The 14,980-nt window shown below is 53.1% G+C and carries 11 protein-coding genes, 6 tRNA genes and 3 rRNA genes; 1 reads left to right on the top strand and 19 read right to left on the bottom strand.

The annotated features are described in order from the left end of the window. Positions 1-67: 67 nt before the first annotated feature. The 19 genes from rplL to tyrS form a co-directional block, all read right to left on the bottom strand. Entirely contained in the window at positions 68-433 is a 366-nt protein-coding gene (gene rplL / locus ACZ9BB_RS27050; RefSeq protein ID WP_476217746.1) for a 50S ribosomal protein L7/L12, read from the bottom strand. Positions 434-513: 80 nt separating this feature from the next. Then, positions 514-1,014, bottom strand: coding sequence for a 50S ribosomal protein L10 (rplJ, locus tag ACZ9BB_RS27045; protein ID WP_476217744.1), 501 nt, complete (start codon positions 1,012-1,014; stop codon positions 514-516). A gap of 199 nt (positions 1,015-1,213) precedes the next feature. Further along, positions 1,214-1,909: a 50S ribosomal protein L1 gene (rplA, locus tag ACZ9BB_RS27040; protein WP_092205577.1), complete on the bottom strand. Its 696-nt coding sequence runs from the start codon at positions 1,907-1,909 to the stop codon at positions 1,214-1,216. Then, positions 1,909-2,340 (bottom strand): 50S ribosomal protein L11, encoded by a 432-nt coding sequence (gene rplK / locus ACZ9BB_RS27035; RefSeq protein ID WP_007933726.1) that lies wholly within the window; start codon positions 2,338-2,340, stop codon positions 1,909-1,911. The genes rplA and rplK overlap by 1 nt, the downstream gene beginning before the upstream one ends. Positions 2,341-2,457: 117 nt before the next feature. Continuing rightward, complete coding sequence (nusG, locus tag ACZ9BB_RS27030; protein WP_007933727.1) at positions 2,458-2,991, bottom strand: transcription termination/antitermination protein NusG; 534 nt, start codon at positions 2,989-2,991, stop codon at positions 2,458-2,460. A gap of 9 nt (positions 2,992-3,000) precedes the next feature. Next, the gene (secE, locus tag ACZ9BB_RS27025; protein WP_007933728.1) at positions 3,001-3,369 is read right to left on the bottom strand and encodes a preprotein translocase subunit SecE; all 369 of its coding nucleotides are present in this window, start codon (positions 3,367-3,369) and stop codon (positions 3,001-3,003) included. A 45-nt stretch (positions 3,370-3,414) separates the two neighbouring features. Further along, positions 3,415-3,490 (bottom strand) — tRNA-Trp (locus ACZ9BB_RS27020). A 174-nt stretch (positions 3,491-3,664) separates the two neighbouring features. Then, positions 3,665-3,740: transfer RNA gene (locus tag ACZ9BB_RS27015), tRNA-Thr, on the bottom strand. 26 nt (positions 3,741-3,766) lie between these two features. Beyond that, positions 3,767-3,840: transfer RNA gene (locus tag ACZ9BB_RS27010), tRNA-Gly, on the bottom strand. Positions 3,841-3,864: 24 nt separating this feature from the next. Next, a tRNA-Tyr gene (locus tag ACZ9BB_RS27005) sits at positions 3,865-3,949 on the bottom strand. Positions 3,950-4,092: 143 nt separating this feature from the next. Continuing rightward, positions 4,093-4,533, bottom strand: coding sequence for a hypothetical protein (locus tag ACZ9BB_RS27000; protein WP_476217739.1), 441 nt, complete (start codon positions 4,531-4,533; stop codon positions 4,093-4,095). A 7-nt stretch (positions 4,534-4,540) separates the two neighbouring features. After that, the gene (locus tag ACZ9BB_RS26995) at positions 4,541-5,290 is read right to left on the bottom strand and encodes a pantothenate kinase (protein ID WP_476217737.1); all 750 of its coding nucleotides are present in this window, start codon (positions 5,288-5,290) and stop codon (positions 4,541-4,543) included. Beyond that, positions 5,280-6,239, bottom strand: a complete 960-nt coding sequence (gene birA / locus ACZ9BB_RS26990; RefSeq protein WP_476217735.1) for a bifunctional biotin--[acetyl-CoA-carboxylase] ligase/biotin operon repressor BirA — start codon at positions 6,237-6,239, stop codon at positions 5,280-5,282. Before birA ends, ACZ9BB_RS26995 begins: the two co-directional genes overlap by 11 nt. A gap of 136 nt (positions 6,240-6,375) precedes the next feature. Continuing rightward, positions 6,376-6,491 (bottom strand): 5S ribosomal RNA (rrf, locus tag ACZ9BB_RS26985). 160 nt (positions 6,492-6,651) lie between these two features. Next, positions 6,652-9,543: ribosomal RNA gene (locus tag ACZ9BB_RS26980) — 23S ribosomal RNA — on the bottom strand. A gap of 237 nt (positions 9,544-9,780) precedes the next feature. Next, positions 9,781-9,856: transfer RNA gene (locus ACZ9BB_RS26975), tRNA-Ala, on the bottom strand. Positions 9,857-9,890: 34 nt separating this feature from the next. Beyond that, positions 9,891-9,967 (bottom strand) — tRNA-Ile (locus ACZ9BB_RS26970). An 82-nt stretch (positions 9,968-10,049) separates the two neighbouring features. Continuing rightward, positions 10,050-11,588, bottom strand: a 16S ribosomal RNA gene (locus ACZ9BB_RS26965). The 16S, 23S and 5S rRNA genes sit together here with 2 tRNA genes alongside, the layout of an rRNA operon. A gap of 563 nt (positions 11,589-12,151) precedes the next feature. Further along, complete coding sequence (tyrS, locus tag ACZ9BB_RS26960; protein WP_476217733.1) at positions 12,152-13,351, bottom strand: tyrosine--tRNA ligase; 1,200 nt, start codon at positions 13,349-13,351, stop codon at positions 12,152-12,154. A 210-nt stretch (positions 13,352-13,561) separates the two neighbouring features. Between tyrS and ACZ9BB_RS26955 the strand changes: the two genes are divergently transcribed. Next, positions 13,562-14,980, top strand: a complete 1,419-nt coding sequence (locus tag ACZ9BB_RS26955; protein ID WP_476217731.1) for a peptidoglycan DD-metalloendopeptidase family protein — start codon at positions 13,562-13,564, stop codon at positions 14,978-14,980.

The following is a 14,980-nucleotide window of genomic DNA, read 5'->3' as shown; positions in this document are numbered from 1 at the left end:
CGGTGGCAAGAGCCACCAGCCATCAGCCTTTCGCTTAACGCTCGGGCTGGAGGAGCAAAGTCGATGCTTACTTCAGCTCGACTTTAGCGCCTGCTTCTTCCAGAGTTGCTTTGGCTTTGTCAGCTGCTTCTTTGGCAACAGCTTCCAGAACCATGGCAGGAGCGCCGTCAACTACAGCCTTGGCTTCTTTCAGGCCCAGACCGGTCAGTTCACGTACAGCCTTGATCACGTTAACTTTCTTCTCGCCAGCTTCGGTCAGCATGACGTTGAATTCAGTTTGTTCTTCAACAACGGCAGCAGCAACAGCTGGGCCAGCGGAAGCAGCAGCAGCGGAAACGCCGAACTTCTCTTCCATTGCCTTGATCAGCTCAACGATTTCCATTACGGATTTTTCGCCGATTGCTTCGATGATTTGGTCGTTAGTCAGAGACATGACTATAAATTCCTGTATTGGGGTGACAGCCTACGCGGCTATCGAAATAAACAATAAACGCTGAAAGGAGTCGCTCAGCCTTAGGCTGCGGCGGCTTCTTTCTGGTCGCGAAGGGCCGCCAGAGTACGAGCCAACTTGCTGGTTGCGCCTTGAATCACGCTCATCAGCTGAGAAATTGCTTCGTCACGGGTCGGCAGAGTTGCCAGCACGTCGATTTGGTTAGCTGCGAGGAACTTGCCCTCGAACGCAGCTGCCTTGATCTCGAACTTATCCTGACCTTTTGCGAACTCTTTGAAGATACGGGCAGCAGCGCCCGGATGCTCTTTGGAGAATGCAATCAAGGTAGGGCCGGTGAACACGTCATTGAGAACACTGTACTCAGTGCCAGCAACAGCGCGCTTGAGCAGGGTGTTACGTACAACACGTACGTAAACGCCAGCTTCACGAGCCTCTTTACGGAGTCCGGTCATCGCGCCTACTGTTACGCCACGGGCATCAGCCACGACAGCGGACAGAGCGACTTTGGCAGCCTCGTTGACTTCAGCGACGATGGCCTTCTTGTCTTCGAGTTTAATTGCCACGGGTTTAACTCCTGCTTGTTACCGTTTCATCCAACCTAAGCCGGATGTCGTTTTGGTGTCTGATTCGGTAAGGAACCGGGAGCACCATCTGCGTAGGCTTGAGGTTTAAGACTTGCGTCGCCTACGGTCTTGGATAGCCCCCGCCAGGCAGGGACCCCAATCTTTCAAATTGGCGCAACTACTTGCGCCAACTTTTGTCTTACGCGTCCAGCGAGCTCTGGTCGATGACCAGACCTGGGCCCATGGTGGTGCTCAGGGTAACGCGCTTGACATAAATACCTTTCGAGGAAGCTGGCTTGATACGCTTCAGGTCAGCGATCAGCGCTTCAACGTTTTCCTTCAGCTTGACGGCATCAAAACCGATCTTGCCAACGGAAGTGTGGATGATGCCGTTTTTGTCGGTGCGATAACGAACCTGACCAGCCTTGGCGTTTTTAACCGCGGTAGCTACGTCTGGAGTTACAGTGCCGACTTTAGGGTTAGGCATCAGACCACGTGGGCCGAGGATCTGACCTAACTGACCTACAACGCGCATTGCATCCGGGGATGCGATCACTACGTCATAGTTCAGGTCGCCGCCTTTCATTTCGGCAGCCAGGTCGTCCATACCTACGCGATCAGCGCCGGCAGCCAGAGCGGCTTCAGCAGCTGGACCCTGGGTGAACACAGCAACGCGAACAGTCTTGCCAGTGCCGTGTGGCAGCACAGTAGCGCTACGAACAACCTGGTCGGATTTACGCGGGTCTACACCCAGGTTTACAGCAACGTCGAACGACTCGCTGAACTTGACAGTCGACAGCTCGGAAAGCAGAGCAGCAGCGTCTACAAAGTTGTAGGCCTTGCCTGCTTCGATTTTGCCGGCGATAGCCTTTTGACGCTTGGTCAGCTTAGCCATTACACACCCTCCACGTTAAGGCCCATGCTACGAGCAGAACCGGCGATAGTACGCACGGCTGCTTCCATATCAGCTGCAGTCAGATCCGCGTTTTTGGTTTTCGCGATTTCTTCCAGCTGAGCACGAGTCACGGTGCCAACCTTAACGGTGTTCGGACGAGCGGAACCGCTAGTCAGACCAGCAGCCTTCTTCAGCAGAACCGAAGCAGGTGTGGATTTGGTTTCGAAAGTGAAGCTACGGTCGCTGTAGACAGTGATGATCACTGGAGTCGGCAGACCTGGCTCAAGACCCTGGGTACGGGCGTTGAAAGCCTTGCAGAATTCCATGATGTTCACGCCGTGCTGACCCAGTGCAGGACCAACAGGTGGACTTGGGTTAGCCTGAGCGGCCTTCACTTGCAGCTTGATGTAAGCGGTAATCTTCTTGGCCATGAGGCACTCCAATTACGGGTTCAAACGCCTCGAAAGGCTCCCCGGTTACTTGCGCGTTTATCCCAGTGACGACAAAACCCCACAGCCTAGGGCTGCGGGGTTGGGATGCTTGCTCAGCTAGACCTTTTCGACCTGACTGAACTCCAACTCTACCGGGGTAGAGCGACCGAAAATGAGCACCGCCACTTGGATCCGGCTCTTTTCGTAGTTAACCTCTTCAACCGTGCCGGTAAAATCAGCAAACGGCCCGTCATTGACACGCACCGACTCACCCGGCTCGAACAACGTCTTCGGCTTTGGCTTGTCGCTACCATCAGCAACACGACGCAGAATCGCTTCTGCTTCTTTATCTGTGATTGGTGCAGGCTTGTCGGCAGTACCACCGATGAAACCCATCACCCGAGGAGTGTCCTTGACCAAGTGCCAAGTACCCTCGTTCATATCCATCTGAACCAGCACATAACCAGGGAAGAATTTGCGTTCGCTTTTGCGCTTCTGGCCATTACGCATTTCAACCACTTCTTCAGTGGGAACCAGAATTTCGCCGAAACCATCTTCCATGCCAGCCAGTTTTACGCGCTCGATCAACGAACGCATGACATGCTTCTCGTAACCGGAGTAAGCATGCACAACGTACCAACGCTTAGCCACGGGACACCCTTAGCCGACGATCAAGGAAACAAGCCAACCGAGCAGGGAATCAAGCCCCCACAACAGCAACGCCATAACCAGAACAACAGCCACAACGATCAACGTGGTCTGCGTGGTTTCTTGGCGAGTTGGCCAAACGACTTTACGAATCTCGGTGCGCGCTTCCTTAACCAGTACAAAGAAAGACTTGCCCTTAACCGTCTGCAGGCCTACAAAGGCAGCTACAGCAGCAATGACCAGTAAAGCGAGCACGCGGTACAGGATCGGCGAAGCAGAGTAATACTGATTGCCAACAACGCCAACAATCACCAAAGCGACTACTACCAGCCACTTGAGCAGATCGAAGCGAGAGCCTTGAGCTTCAGCTTTAGGAGTCATCTATGAAGATCCTGTGAAAAGAAAGCCAGACACACCTAGTGAATCTGGCAGGTCAGGAGGGAATCGAACCCCCAACCTACGGTTTTGGAGACCGTCGCTCTGCCAATTGAGCTACTGACCTAAAACAAAATCAGGCCGACCATTATGCCGGCCCGAAAAAGACTTTACAACAATTTACTCATCGATCCTGGTTATGCACACCAGCACCGAAGATGCACAACACCCTCTCAGGCAACAACGCGCATCTACAAGCCATTAAAACAAAGGCAGATATTTTCATATCTGCCTTGTTATATGGAGCTCTTGAGCGGATTTGAACCGCTGACCTCACCCTTACCAAGGGTGTGCTCTACCAACTGAGCTACAAGAGCGTAACACTTTGCAGGACCTGCAAACCTGGAGCGGGTAGCGGGAATCGAACCCGCATCATCAGCTTGGAAGGCTGAGGTTCTACCACTAAACTATACCCGCGGAGCTTGCAGCTCTCGCTAAAAATGGTGGAGGGGGAAGGATTCGAACCTTCGAAGTCGTAGACGTCAGATTTACAGTCTGATCCCTTTGGCCGCTCGGGAACCCCTCCTAAGCGAGCCGGCATTCTATATCATGCCAGCCTTCTGTCAAGCATTTTCTCATTAAAAACCTGAGGTTAGCTGCGTTGACCTCGCTTTGCACCGTCAACCTTTAAAAGGTCTTCACTGCGAAGCGGGCGCCATTCTATGCAAACTATCCGGCGGGCGCAACCCCCTCACAAGGCATTATTTTATGTTTTAACTCATTGAATTCTTTAGAAAGGTTTTGCAACTGCAAGTCATCCAGCAAACGCCGGCTTTCCGGTGCCACGCGGACCCAATAACCCGCATATTCAGGGAGATCCTTCGGCAAGGCTTGGAACTTGATGTCCATACCACTCAAGCGACGCTCGATTGCCTGAGCCACTTCCTGTCGAGCAGCCCCCCCAAGATAGAGACAACTGCTGTCCACCTGCGTGGATTTTGCTTTGTCTCGAGTCACATCAGTCGCTTCGCTCAACAAGCGAATATCCTGCTGTGAGCCCCGATACAAACTCAAAGGAGTTACATCCTTCGCGCGAAGCGGGGCCTCCTGTTGGTGCCAGACGTAATAGAACCCATTGAGAACAAGCAGCAGCAGGAACAACCAACGCATAAAAACCTCAGGACAAAGGGCACGCCATAGCCAAACCTATAAATACCAGGTCTGGAACAACCCTGGCCTTGGGCACGATCCCGGAGACCAGATCAGCATCCCCCCCAGTGAGAAATACAGCGAAATCTTCTCCCCAATAGCTGCGCGCCAACTCTAGCTGAGTAAGGACAAAGCCTCTCAACATCAGCGAGCAACCTCGCTCGACAGCCTCGACGGTTGTGCGCCCAGGAACGAGGCTCTCCAAAGCACGCTCAGCGGCAAGATCTCCATAGCGAATTCTACGAGTGTGGGTGCGCAACTGGTTGCGCATCAAAGGCATTCCCGGACAGATAAATCCTCCGAGATGCTCCCCATCCCCGGCGATAAAGTCCGCCGTAACAGCAGTACCAAAGTCGAGCACCAGGCAAGCCCCCGATGCCAGATGAAATCCCCCGAGCATTGCAAGCCAGCGATCGAGCCCTAGCCGTTCAAACTCCTCGTAACCATTTCGAACCCCGGACATTTCGCGAGCCGGTGCCGCGCAAACTACAGACACACCGAAAGCCTCTGTAAGCAGAGAAATCAATGCACTGGTCTCTTCGGCAGTCCTGACGCTGACTAACCGACAATGTTTGAGGGCGAGCCCCTTGAGCGCTTTCAGGCTCTCCAGCAGTGCGAGATCCGAATCAACGACACCCTCACCAATCACCCGCCGCACATCCGCGCCAAGTACACGCCACTTGATGAAGCTGTTTCCGCAATCGAGCTCAAGAATCATCACGCAACCTCAGGCTGAGCTCACCACCACTAAATACTTTTTCCACACCATTTACCTTCAAGCGCAAGGCACCCTGACTATCGATACCTAGCACTTCTCCATCTATCTGACTAATACCAGCAATCAACGACACCGCCCGCCCCTGCCATAGATGATTTTGCTCCCACTCCGCCTGAATAGCCGGGAACCCACCGGCCTGGTGGCGATTCAAGTATGCCTGGAGCATCAATCCTAACTCTGCAACCAGGTGATTGCGATCAACAGCCAGACCCGACTCGAGCCGCATGGATGTCCACTGCTGATCAACCTCATCACTCATCTGCATGTTCACATTGATTCCGACGCCAATCACCACATGACACACATCGGCAGGATCCCCCACCAATTCGAGCAATATTCCAGCAATTTTTTTCTGACCAACCAGAACGTCATTGGGCCACTTCAAGCCCACACCCGAAATACCAAGTCCTTGCAAGACCCGCATTACGGCGAGCCCGACAACAAGACTCAAGCCTTCCAGCTGGCGCATCCCACCATCAATACGCAACACCAGACTGTAATAGATGTTTTCTGCGAACGGACTCACCCACTTACGCCCCCGCCGCCCACGACCAGCAGTTTGCCGCTCGGCGAGCACTAGAAATGGCGCAGCCTGGCCACGGTCGATAGTGCGCAAGGCTTCAGCGTTGGTAGAGTCGATGGAATCGAAGACTAGAATGGGCCAGTCACAAGAAGGCGCCCGCGCTCTTATATCGACAGGATCAAGCAGCATCAATGGCGCAGCCAGTTGATAGCCGCGACCACGCACCTTGTGAATGGATAAACCGAGTTCAGCTTCCAAATGCTGAAGCTGCTTCCATACGGCGCTACGACTGATGCCCAAGGCAGCGCCCAGGGCCTGACCCGAATGGAATCGGCCATCCTTAAGAAGCTTTAACAACGTCAGCATGCAAGTCTCGCCTCACAATGAGGCCCGCATGATAGCCATGCCCCGAGCCGTTGCATAGAAACCCTACCAGCCAGATTTTCCTGCGGACAAAACAAAACCCCTACCTGCAGATGCAGATAGGGGTTTCGGAATTTAATCTTGACGATGACCTACTCTCACATGGGGAAACCCCACACTACCATCGGCGATGCATCGTTTCACTGCTGAGTTCGGGATGGGATCAGGTGGTTCCAATGCTCTATGGTCGTCAAGAAATTCGGGTACCGAACCGTCTTTCGACGCTTCAGCAAATTGGGTATGCGATAGTTTGTGTGTTTGCTTCTCGAACTTTCGGTTCATTGCGTCTTCACACACCGCAATCTGGTGCCCTTTCGCTCTTCAGCTCGAAGCATACAAATTGCTTGGGTGTTATATGGTCAAGCCTCACGGGCAATTAGTATTGGTTAGCTCAACGCCTCACAGCGCTTACACACCCAACCTATCAACGTCGTAGTCTTCGACGGCCCTTCAGGGGACTCAAGGTCCCAGTGAGATCTCATCTTGAGGCTAGTTTCCCGCTTAGATGCTTTCAGCGGTTATCTATTCCGAACATAGCTACCCGGCAATGCCACTGGCGTGACAACCGGAACACCAGAGGTTCGTCCACTCCGGTCCTCTCGTACTAGGAGCAGCCCCTCTCAAATCTCAAACGTCCACGGCAGATAGGGACCGAACTGTCTCACGACGTTCTAAACCCAGCTCGCGTACCACTTTAAATGGCGAACAGCCATACCCTTGGGACCGGCTTCAGCCCCAGGATGTGATGAGCCGACATCGAGGTGCCAAACACCGCCGTCGATATGAACTCTTGGGCGGTATCAGCCTGTTATCCCCGGAGTACCTTTTATCCGTTGAGCGATGGCCCTTCCATACAGAACCACCGGATCACTAAGACCTACTTTCGTACCTGCTCGACGTGTCTGTCTCGCAGTCAAGCGCGCTTTTGCCTTTATACTCTACGACCGATTTCCGACCGGTCTGAGCGCACCTTCGTACTCCTCCGTTACTCTTTAGGAGGAGACCGCCCCAGTCAAACTACCCACCATACACTGTCCTCGATCCGGATAACGGACCTGAGTTAGAACCTCAAAGTTGCCAGGGTGGTATTTCAAGGATGGCTCCACGCGAACTGGCGTCCACGCTTCAAAGCCTCCCACCTATCCTACACAAGCAAATTCAAAGTCCAGTGCAAAGCTATAGTAAAGGTTCACGGGGTCTTTCCGTCTAGCCGCGGATACACTGCATCTTCACAGCGATTTCAATTTCACTGAGTCTCGGGTGGAGACAGCGCCGCCATCGTTACGCCATTCGTGCAGGTCGGAACTTACCCGACAAGGAATTTCGCTACCTTAGGACCGTTATAGTTACGGCCGCCGTTTACCGGGGCTTCGATCAAGAGCTTCGCGTTAGCTAACCCCATCAATTAACCTTCCGGCACCGGGCAGGCGTCACACCCTATACGTCCACTTTCGTGTTTGCAGAGTGCTGTGTTTTTAATAAACAGTCGCAGCGGCCTGGTATCTTCGACCGGCGTGGGCTTACGGAGCAAGTCCTTCACCCTCACCGGCGCACCTTCTCCCGAAGTTACGGTGCCATTTTGCCTAGTTCCTTCACCCGAGTTCTCTCAAGCGCCTTGGTATTCTCTACCCAACCACCTGTGTCGGTTTGGGGTACGGTTCCTGGTTACCTGAAGCTTAGAAGCTTTTCTTGGAAGCATGGCATCAACCACTTCGTGTTCTAAAAGAACACTCGTCATCAGCTCTCGGCCTTAGAATCCCGGATTTACCTAAGATTCCAGCCTACCACCTTAAACTTGGACAACCAACGCCAAGCTGGCCTAGCCTTCTCCGTCCCTCCATCGCAATAACCAGAAGTACAGGAATATTAACCTGTTTTCCATCGACTACGCTTTTCAGCCTCGCCTTAGGGACCGACTAACCCTGCGTCGATTAACGTTGCGCAGGAAACCTTGGTCTTTCGGCGTGGGTGTTTTTCACACCCATTGTCGTTACTCATGTCAGCATTCGCACTTCTGATACCTCCAGCAAGCTTCTCAACTCACCTTCACAGGCTTACAGAACGCTCCTCTACCGCATCACCTAAGTGATACCCGTAGCTTCGGTGTATGGTTTGAGCCCCGTTACATCTTCCGCGCAGGCCGACTCGACTAGTGAGCTATTACGCTTTCTTTAAAGGGTGGCTGCTTCTAAGCCAACCTCCTAGCTGTCTAAGCCTTCCCACATCGTTTCCCACTTAACCATAACTTTGGGACCTTAGCTGACGGTCTGGGTTGTTTCCCTTTTCACGACGGACGTTAGCACCCGCCGTGTGTCTCCCATGCTCGGCACTTGTAGGTATTCGGAGTTTGCATCGGTTTGGTAAGTCGGGATGACCCCCTAGCCGAAACAGTGCTCTACCCCCTACAGTGATACATGAGGCGCTACCTAAATAGCTTTCGAGGAGAACCAGCTATCTCCGAGCTTGATTAGCCTTTCACTCCGATCCACAGGTCATCCGCTAACTTTTCAACGGTAGTCGGTTCGGTCCTCCAGTCAGTGTTACCTAACCTTCAACCTGCCCATGGATAGATCGCCCGGTTTCGGGTCTATTCCCAGCGACTAGACGCCCTATTAAGACTCGCTTTCGCTACGCCTCCCCTATTCGGTTAAGCTCGCCACTGAAAATAAGTCGCTGACCCATTATACAAAAGGTACGCAGTCACCCAACAAAGTGGGCTCCCACTGCTTGTACGCATACGGTTTCAGGATCTATTTCACTCCCCTCTCCGGGGTTCTTTTCGCCTTTCCCTCACGGTACTAGTTCACTATCGGTCAGTCAGTAGTATTTAGCCTTGGAGGATGGTCCCCCCATATTCAGACAAAGTTTCTCGTGCTCCGTCCTACTCGATTTCATGGCCAAGAGATTTTCGCGTACAGGGCTATCACCCACTATGGCCGCACTTTCCAGAGCGTTCCGCTAATCTCAAAGCCACTTAAGGGCTAGTCCCCGTTCGCTCGCCACTACTAAGGGAATCTCGGTTGATTTCTTTTCCTCAGGGTACTTAGATGTTTCAGTTCCCCTGGTTCGCTTCTTAAGCCTATGTATTCAGCTTAAGATAACCATCTTATGATGGCTGGGTTCCCCCATTCAGACATCTCCGGATCAAAGTCTGTTTGCCGACTCCCCGAAGCTTTTCGCAGGCTACCACGTCTTTCATCGCCTCTGACTGCCAAGGCATCCACCGTATGCGCTTCTTCACTTGACCATATAACCCCAAGCAATCTGGTTATACTGTGAAGACGACATTCGCCGAAAATTCGCGATTAAACTCACAAATTTTACCTTAGCCTGATCCGTTACCAGTGAAAGTAACGTTCAGTCTATCTTTCTATCACATACCCAAATTTTTAAAGAACGATCTAATCCAAAGACTAGAAATCAACATTCACCATCATCACGATGGAATGCTCATTTCTAAGCTTTCAACAAACAGAAGCAGTAGTGGTGGAGCCAAACGGGATCGAACCGTTGACCTCCTGCGTGCAAGGCAGGCGCTCTCCCAGCTGAGCTATGGCCCCGTATTTCTACAGGCGTTTCCCACACAAGCAAAATTGGTGGGTCTGGGCAGATTCGAACTGCCGACCTCACCCTTATCAGGGGTGCGCTCTAACCAACTGAGCTACAGACCCAATTTCGGGCTGCTTCTTATCGTCTTCTTCAATGAATCAAGCAATTCGTGTGGGAACTTATGGAGCAGCTGATGTCGTCGATTAAGGAGGTGATCCAGCCGCAGGTTCCCCTACGGCTACCTTGTTACGACTTCACCCCAGTCATGAATCACACCGTGGTAACCGTCCCCCCGAAGGTTAGACTAGCTACTTCTGGTGCAACCCACTCCCATGGTGTGACGGGCGGTGTGTACAAGGCCCGGGAACGTATTCACCGCGACATTCTGATTCGCGATTACTAGCGATTCCGACTTCACGCAGTCGAGTTGCAGACTGCGATCCGGACTACGATCGGTTTTATGGGATTAGCTCCACCTCGCGGCTTGGCAACCCTCTGTACCGACCATTGTAGCACGTGTGTAGCCCAGGCCGTAAGGGCCATGATGACTTGACGTCATCCCCACCTTCCTCCGGTTTGTCACCGGCAGTCTCCTTAGAGTGCCCACCATAACGTGCTGGTAACTAAGGACAAGGGTTGCGCTCGTTACGGGACTTAACCCAACATCTCACGACACGAGCTGACGACAGCCATGCAGCACCTGTCTCAATGTTCCCGAAGGCACCAATCCATCTCTGGAAAGTTCATTGGATGTCAAGGCCTGGTAAGGTTCTTCGCGTTGCTTCGAATTAAACCACATGCTCCACCGCTTGTGCGGGCCCCCGTCAATTCATTTGAGTTTTAACCTTGCGGCCGTACTCCCCAGGCGGTCAACTTAATGCGTTAGCTGCGCCACTAAGAGCTCAAGGCTCCCAACGGCTAGTTGACATCGTTTACGGCGTGGACTACCAGGGTATCTAATCCTGTTTGCTCCCCACGCTTTCGCACCTCAGTGTCAGTATCAGTCCAGGTGGTCGCCTTCGCCACTGGTGTTCCTTCCTATATCTACGCATTTCACCGCTACACAGGAAATTCCACCACCCTCTACCATACTCTAGCTCGACAGTTTTGAATGCAGTTCCCAGGTTGAGCCCGGGGATTTCACATCCAACTTAACGAACCACCTACGCGCGCTTTACGCCCAGTAATTCCGATTAACGCTTGCACCCTCTGTATTACCGCGGCTGCTGGCACAGAGTTAGCCGGTGCTTATTCTGTCGGTAACGTCAAAACAATTACGTATTAGGTAACTGCCCTTCCTCCCAACTTAAAGTGCTTTACAATCCGAAGACCTTCTTCACACACGCGGCATGGCTGGATCAGGCTTTCGCCCATTGTCCAATATTCCCCACTGCTGCCTCCCGTAGGAGTCTGGACCGTGTCTCAGTTCCAGTGTGACTGATCATCCTCTCAGACCAGTTACGGATCGTCGCCTTGGTGAGCCATTACCTCACCAACTAGCTAATCCGACCTAGGCTCATCTGATAGCGCAAGGCCCGAAGGTCCCCTGCTTTCTCCCGTAGGACGTATGCGGTATTAGCGTCCGTTTCCGAGCGTTATCCCCCACTACCAGGCAGATTCCTAGGCATTACTCACCCGTCCGCCGCTCGCCACCAGGTACAAGTACCCGTGCTGCCGCTCGACTTGCATGTGTTAGGCCTGCCGCCAGCGTTCAATCTGAGCCATGATCAAACTCTTCAGTTCAAACATCTTTGGGTTTTTAAGAAACCCTAAACTTGGCTCAGCAATCGTTGGTTACATCTTTGATTTCTCGCGGAGTAACTTGTGATGCTGATAATCTTGTTGACTATCAGTCTGACTCCACAAGCACCCACACGAATTGCTTGATTCAGTTGTTAAAGAGCGGTTGGTTAAGAGCTTTCGTCTCAACCGAGGCGCGCATTCTACAGCAGCGCTTGTTGCTGTCAAGTGATTATTTTCAGAAGCTTTCAAAGTTTCGCTTGGAAATCTTTAACAACTTCAACCACTTGCGCTTCCGATCTCTCGTTAGCGGGAGGCGAATTCTACAGCGTTACTCGCTGCTGTCAACACCTGTTTTTCACCGCTTTCGACCGAGACGATCGAACCGTCAAAAGAGCCAAACAACACCGCCCTTTCAACTCCTTCTGGCCTCGATAAACTGAAGCGTAACCGCTGTCGAAAACTGCGTAACTCTTTGTTTACCAAGGAGTTTTCCGTTTCGACTGCGCCGGAAGTGGGGCGAATTATAGGCTTCTAAAATTCGCCGTCAACACTTTATTTCAAGTTTATTCAGCCTTGAGCGTAATACGCGCAAATGCCTTCTTCCCGGCCTGGCAAACATGGGTCGCACCTAGTGCGTATATAAAGGTGCGATCGACCACCTCCCCATCTATACGCACGCCACCAGAACCCAGAAGGTCGCGCGCCACGGCGGAGTTCTTCACCAGGCCGGCCTTATTAAGGACAGCAGCGATTGGCATATCTTCGGTGGCGGTCAATTCGATTTCTGGCAGATCATCCGGCAGCTCACCGTCTTTCATACGGTTGCCCGCGGCACGGTGAGCATTAGCTGCAGCCTCTTCACCATGGAAGCGCGCGACGATCTCTTCAGCCAGCTTGATCTTGATGTCACGTGGATTCGCACCCGCTTCGACATCAGCCCGCAAAGCATCGATCTCCCCCATGGAGCGGAAGCTGAGCAACTCGAAGTAACGCCACATCAGCACATCAGGAATAGAGACCAGCTTGCCGTACATGACGCCCGGCGCCTCCTGGATACCAACATAGTTGCCCAACGACTTGGACATCTTCTTCACGCCATCCAGACCTTCAAGCAACGGCATGGTCAGAATGCATTGAGCCTCCTGACCATAACTACGCTGCAACTCACGCCCCATCAGCAGGTTGAACTTCTGATCGGTACCACCCAGCTCGACATCCGCACGCAAAGCGACCGAGTCGTAACCCTGAACCAGCGGATAGAGGAACTCGTGAATGGCGATTGGCTGATTGGTTGTGTAGCGCTTGTCGAAGTCGTCGCGCTCGAGCATGCGAGCCACAGTGTATTGCGAAGTCAGGCGAATGAAGTCGGCTGGCCCCATCTGATCCATCCAGGTGGAGTTGAACGCCACTTCGGTCCTGGCCGGATCAAGGATCTTGAAGACCTGAGTCTTGTAGGTTTCGGCATTCTCGAGAACCTGCTCACGAGTGAGCGGAGGACGTGTCGCGCTCTTGCCACTCGGATCGCCGATCATCCCGGTGAAGTCACCTATAAGGAAGATCACCTGGTGACCCAGCTCCTGGAACTGGCGCAGCTTATTGATAAGCACGGTATGACCCAGGTGCAAATCCGGCGCGGTCGGATCGAAGCCTGCCTTAATACGCAGTGGCTGGCCACGCTTGAGCTTTTCGATTAGCTCGGACTCGACCAACAGTTCTTCTGCACCACGTTTGATCAGCGCTAGCTGCTCTTCAACCGACTTCATAACAGACCCGCAAGGCTCAGATTCAAAGGGGAACAACCATACAAGATCGCGCACCAAATACAAGTTTTGCCCGGCGCACGGACGCCAATCCACGGACAGAGCATCCGCGGGCTTGCTTCAGAGATGATTTGGTTATATTTTATACAGTTATTTCGTCTTCATCATGTCATTCATCTTTTCCAATTCATCTTTTCAAAGTCAAAACTACTTATGACCCAAGAATCGTCTAAAGCGCCGCCGCTTTACCCGAAGACCCACCTGCTCGCAGCAAGTGGCATCGCCGCTCTTCTGAGCCTGGCACTTCTGGTATTCCCTTCCAGTGATGTTGAAGCCAAAAAAACGACCCTGAGTCTTGAACTGGAAAGCCCTGCAGAACAACTGACACAAGATCAAGACGCCGCCGATACCGTCCAAGCCACAAATGAGCCGGCAGCCTCCCCTTTCGCGCAGATCGAAAACAGCGCCGAAGACACTCAGCAAGCCGCCCAGGTCGCACCCGCGCCAGTCGTCGAAGAAAAGAAGGCGCCAGGCCACAGGGAAGTGATCGTTGCCAAAGGCGACACTCTCTCGACATTGTTTGAGAAAGTCGGCCTTCCGGCCACTTCGGTGCATGAAGTGCTGGCCAGCGACAAGCAGGCCAAGCAGTTCAGCCAGCTCAAACATGGCCAGAAGCTCGAGTTCGAACTCGGCCAGAATGGCCAGCTGACCAATTTGCACAGCAAAGTCAGCGACACGGAAAGCATCAGCCTGACCAAGAACGACAAGGGTTATACGTTCAACCGCATCACCGCCAAGCCCACCGTCCGATCCGCCTATGTACATGGCGTGATCAACAGTTCGCTGTCGCAATCCGCAGCCCGTGCCGGTTTGTCCCATAGCCTGACCATGGATATGGCCAGCGTGTTTGGCTATGACGTCGACTTCGCCCAGGATATTCGCCAGGGTGACGAGTTCGATGTGATCTATGAACAGAAGGTCGTCAACGGCAAAGCGGTCGGTAACGGTCCGATTCTTTCCGCACGCTTCACCAACCGTGGCAAGACTTACACTGCTGTGCGCTACACCAACAAACAAGGCAACAGCAGCTACTACACGGCTGACGGCAACAGCATGCGCAAGGCATTCATCCGTACTCCGGTAGACTTCGCCCGCATCAGCTCGAAATTCTCCATGGGCCGCAAGCACCCGATCCTGAACAAGATCCGCGCCCACAAGGGTGTCGATTACGCAGCACCGCGCGGCACACCGATCAAGGCTGCCGGCGACGGCCAGGTATTATTGGCCGGTCGCCGCGGCGGTTACGGCAATACCGTGATCATCCAGCACGGCAGCACCTACCGCACGCTATACGGCCATATGCAGGGCTTCGCCAAAGGCATCAAGACTGGCGGCAGCGTCAAGCAAGGTCAGGTGATCGGCTACATCGGCACTACCGGCCTCTCCACCGGCCCGCACCTGCACTACGAGTTCCAGGTCAATGGCGTGCACGTCGATCCACTGGGCCAGAAAGTAGCGATGGCCGATCCGATCTCCAAAGCTGAACGCGCACGCTTCCTGGCGCAAAGCCAACCGCTGATGGCACGCATGGATCAAGAGAAAGCCACCCTGCTAGCCTCGAGCAAACGCTAA

Source organism: Pseudomonas sp. TE3552 (genome assembly GCF_056278945.1).
The sequence above is the reverse complement of the archived record's forward strand: the minus strand, read 5'-3'. Positions and strand labels throughout refer to the sequence as shown.

Coding starts and splice junctions, on each gene's coding strand:
- ACZ9BB_RS26995 (WP_476217737.1), bottom strand. CDS start 5,290: ATGATTCTTGAGCTCGATTGCGGAAACAGCTTCATCAAGTGGCGTGTA.
- rplL (WP_476217746.1), bottom strand. CDS start 433: ATGTCTCTGACTAACGACCAAATCATCGAAGCAATCGGCGAAAAATCC.
- ACZ9BB_RS27000 (WP_476217739.1), bottom strand. CDS start 4,533: ATGCGTTGGTTGTTCCTGCTGCTGCTTGTTCTCAATGGGTTCTATTAC.
- birA (WP_476217735.1), bottom strand. CDS start 6,239: ATGCTGACGTTGTTAAAGCTTCTTAAGGATGGCCGATTCCATTCGGGT.
- ACZ9BB_RS26955 (WP_476217731.1), top strand. CDS start 13,562: ATGACCCAAGAATCGTCTAAAGCGCCGCCGCTTTACCCGAAGACCCAC.
- rplK (WP_007933726.1), bottom strand. CDS start 2,340: ATGGCCAAGAAGATTACCGCTTACATCAAGCTGCAAGTGAAGGCCGCT.
- rplA (WP_092205577.1), bottom strand. CDS start 1,909: ATGGCTAAGCTGACCAAGCGTCAAAAGGCTATCGCCGGCAAAATCGAA.
- secE (WP_007933728.1), bottom strand. CDS start 3,369: ATGACTCCTAAAGCTGAAGCTCAAGGCTCTCGCTTCGATCTGCTCAAG.
- tyrS (WP_476217733.1), bottom strand. CDS start 13,351: ATGAAGTCGGTTGAAGAGCAGCTAGCGCTGATCAAACGTGGTGCAGAA.